The sequence below is a fragment of the Corallococcus sp. CA047B genome (assembly GCF_003612065.1).
Lineage (GTDB): Bacteria > Myxococcota > Myxococcia > Myxococcales > Myxococcaceae > Corallococcus > Corallococcus praedator.
Genome location: NZ_RAWD01000645.1, coordinates 1 through 1,423, shown reverse-complemented (window position 1 = coordinate 1,423; position 1,423 = coordinate 1). Strand labels below are relative to the sequence as shown.

Here is a 1,423-nt window from a genome sequence, read left to right as displayed (position 1 = left end):
TGCTGCTGACGCAGCAGTCGCTGGAGGGGACGGTGGAGGCCCCGGGCCTGCCGCGCTACCTGCTGGACGCGGAGGCCCCCGCACGCGCGGGCCTGCCCAAGGACGCACCCGTACGGACGGCTTCGTTTGAGAACCTGGCGTACGTCGTCTTCACGTCGGGAAGCACGGGGACGCCGAAGGGCGTGATGGTGTCGCACCGAAGCTGGGCGAATGCGTACCTGGGCTGGGAGCGGAGCTACGCGCTGAAGGAGGCGTGCCGAAGCCACCTGCAGATGGCGAGCTTCTCCTTCGACGTCTTCGGAGGGGACTTGTCCCGGGCGCTGTGCTCGGGCGGGAAGCTGGTGCTGAGCCCGCGCGAGTGGCTGCTGGAGCCTGCGAAGCTGCACGGGTTGATGGAGGCGGAGGGAGTCGACTGCGCGGAGTTCGTGCCGGCGGTGCTGCGAGGCCTGTTGCAGCACCTGGAGGAGACGGGCCAGAGGCTGGAGAAGATGAAGGTGCTCATCGCGGGCTCGGACGCCTGGTACGTGAATGAGTACCGGCGAATCCGGGGCGTGATTGGCGCCTCCACGCGGCTCATCAACTCGTACGGCATCAGCGAAACCACAATCGACAGCACGTGGTTCGAAAGCAACGCGCTGGGGGCGGGAGACAACCGGCTGGTGCCGATTGGGCGCCCGTTCGCGAACGTGCGGATGTACGTGCTGGACGGGGCGCTGAAGCCGGTGCCGTCAGGAGTGGCGAGCGAGCTGTACATCGGCGGAGAAGGCGTAACGCGCGGGTACATCCACCGCCCGGAGCTGACGGCGGAGCGCTTCGTGCCCAACCCGTACGGGGCGCCGGGCTCGCGGCTGTACCGCTCAGGGGACAGGGCGCGCTACCTGGCGGACGGGAACATCGAATTCCTGGGCCGAGCGGACACGCAGGTGAAGCTGCGGGGCTTCCGGGTGGAGCTGGGCGAAATCGAGTCGGTGCTGGGCAAGCACCCGTCGGTGCGCACGGCGGTGGTGCTGCTGCGGGAGGAGCCGCGGCGGCTCATCGCGTACGTGGTGGCGCCGGAGGGCGTGGAGAACGCGCAGCTGCGCGACTTCGTGAGGGAGCGGCTGCCGGAGTACATGGTGCCGGCGGCCTTCGTGGTGCTGGAGGCGCTGCCGCTGACGCCGAACGGGAAGGTGGACCGCAAGGCGCTGCCGACGCCGGACGGGGCGCAGGAGGCGGGCCAGTACGTGGCGCCGCGCACGCCGACGGAGGAGCTGCTTTCGCAGGTGTGGGCGCAGGTGCTGAGCGTGGCGAGGGTGGGGGCGGAGGACAACTTCTTCGACCTGGGAGGCCACTCGCTGCTGGCGACGCAGGCGATGTCGCGGGTGCGCGGTGCCTTCGGGGTGGAGCTGCCCCTGCGGGCCCTCTTCGAGGCGTCCACCGTCTC

Annotated in this window: 1 protein-coding gene; it reads left to right on the top strand. The window is 70.0% G+C overall.

What is annotated here, in order from left to right; translation table 11 throughout:
- Positions 1-1,423: non-ribosomal peptide synthetase (locus tag D7X74_RS41895; protein WP_147446913.1), on the top strand; the 1,423-nt coding region annotated here is incomplete at both ends.